Below are 1970 nucleotides of genomic sequence, written 5' to 3' on the forward strand. Positions count from 1 at the left end.
AGCGATGCCGAGGAAAACTTCAACCCGCGGGAGTTTCGCCCGCCGGCGTTGAACGAGCCGCCTCAACCTGCCGACGGCACGATCGACCAGATCGTGGTGCCCCCGCCGGCCGCCGACCAGAGTGGCACGCAGCAGGCTTACAATGTCGATCAGACCGTGCAGGAGGGCGCAGACCTTGATGCGCAGCGGCGCGCGCTGGAGGCACAAATGGCGGCCGAGGAAGCTCGCCGCAAGGCCGAGGCGGAAGAGGCCCGCCGCAAGGCCGCGGCTGAGGACGAGGCTCGCCGCAAGGCTGAGGCCGCCGAGCATGAAAAGGCGGTGTGGGAACGCTTGCGGTCGAACCAGATGGTGACAAATGGTGAAACCGGCTCGACGGATGCCGGCGCCCAGGCGGCACAGGTCGAAATCGCGCCCGACGGTCAGATCGTCCCGGTCCCCGGAGCCGACAGTGATCCCAACAAGGCATTCCTGGCACAGTCCGAGGCAAGCTCTTCCGGCATCGTCAAAGCAAAAATCTTCCGACGCACCGATGCGTTGATCCCAGAAGGAACGATCCTTCGCGGCTATTTGGAAACCGCTGTTAACACCGACCTTCCCGGCGCGGTGCGCGCTGTCGTGCGTGAGGACGTGTTTTCGCTCGACGGGAGGCGGATCCTCATTCCGAAGGGCTCGCGCCTCACCGGAGAATACCGCTCGGGGCTTGCGCGCGGACAAAAGCGTGTTTTCATCGTCTGGAACAGGGTCATACGCTCGGACGGCATTTCCGTCGATATCAAGTCACCCGGTGCAGACGCGCTCGGCCGCGGTGGCATGGGCGGCCGTGTCGATACGCACTGGGCTGAACGGTACGGGAACGCCATCATGCTTTCCGTTGTTGGCGGTGTCTCTGAATATCTGTCCTCGCTTGGCGACAGCAGCCAGGATGGACAACAGCGCCAGGTGTCGACGATCGATCCCGTAACCGGTGAGACGACGACGGTAACTTATGGTGGCAATGGCTCGCAGCGCGACGCCCGCGGCATCGCGTTCGATAAGTCATCGACCGCCCTGCAGCAACTCGCGCAAGAGGCGTTTCGCGACACACAGAACATTGGCCCGACAGTCTATGTGGACCAGGGCACATCGGTTGTCGTGCTGGTGCGGCGAGATCTCGATTTTTCGGATTTGTACGCCGATCCCGTTCAGGAAGAAGTTGCACGAATGAAGGCAGGTGGGCGGCCGAAGACGGCGATCGATCTGACGCCTCTCTACACGCCAAAGGATAATTTCTATCCCGGCTATGGGAGCCCGGTGAAATGAATGCCGTGCATCCCCTCCCCGACCCATGGACCAGAGCTCCGGTCCTGCGCGCTCATCTGGAGCCGATATGGCCCTATTTGAACGAAGATGCGGTGTCCGAGATTGCGATCAACAGGCCCGGCGAATTGTTCATCGAACGCCTTGGCGCGAAGGAAATGGAGCACGTCATCAAGCGCGAGGTCACGCCGGGCTGGATACGCAACATCTCGACGGGCGTCGCCTCGGCGACCAATCAGGTCATCAACGAAGAAAACCCGGTCCTGTCGGCCGCTCTACCGTCTGGTGAGCGCATCCAATGCATCTTGCCGCCCGCGGCTCCCGAAGGCGGGGCGATCTCGATCCGCAAGCAGGTCATCATGGATATGAGCCTTGATGCCTACAAGGATCTCGGCGCCTTCGAGAACACGGCGATGGGTGCCGGCTTGGCGCTTTCATCGGAAGAAAAGCGACTTGTCGAGATGCTACACGACACATCGCCAATGGACTTCCTGCAATATGCGGTGCGCAACCGCGTCTCGATTGTCGTTTCCGGCGGGACGTCGACCGGGAAGACGACATTCTTGAATGCACTCCTGAAGGAGATCCCGGTCCATGAACGGATCATCACGATCGAAGACACCCGCGAACTGAGGCTGCCGGCTCCCAACAACGTCACTCTGATAGCATCGAAG

2 protein-coding genes are annotated in these 1970 nt (G+C 61.4%); both read left to right on the top strand.

Annotated features, from left to right (window positions below; genetic code table 11):
- The coding region (virB10, locus tag EN993_RS35270; RefSeq protein WP_164758043.1) for a type IV secretion system protein VirB10 at positions 1–1299 on the top strand (1299 nt) is incomplete at its 5' end.
- A gap of 92 nt (positions 1300–1391) precedes the next feature.
- A partial coding sequence (locus EN993_RS35275; protein ID WP_245469066.1) for an ATPase, T2SS/T4P/T4SS family occupies positions 1392–1970 on the top strand: 579 nt, incomplete at its 3' end.

Origin of the sequence: Mesorhizobium sp. M7D.F.Ca.US.004.01.2.1 (assembly GCF_003997785.1) — a bacterium.
Lineage (GTDB): Bacteria > Pseudomonadota > Alphaproteobacteria > Rhizobiales > Rhizobiaceae > Mesorhizobium > Mesorhizobium loti.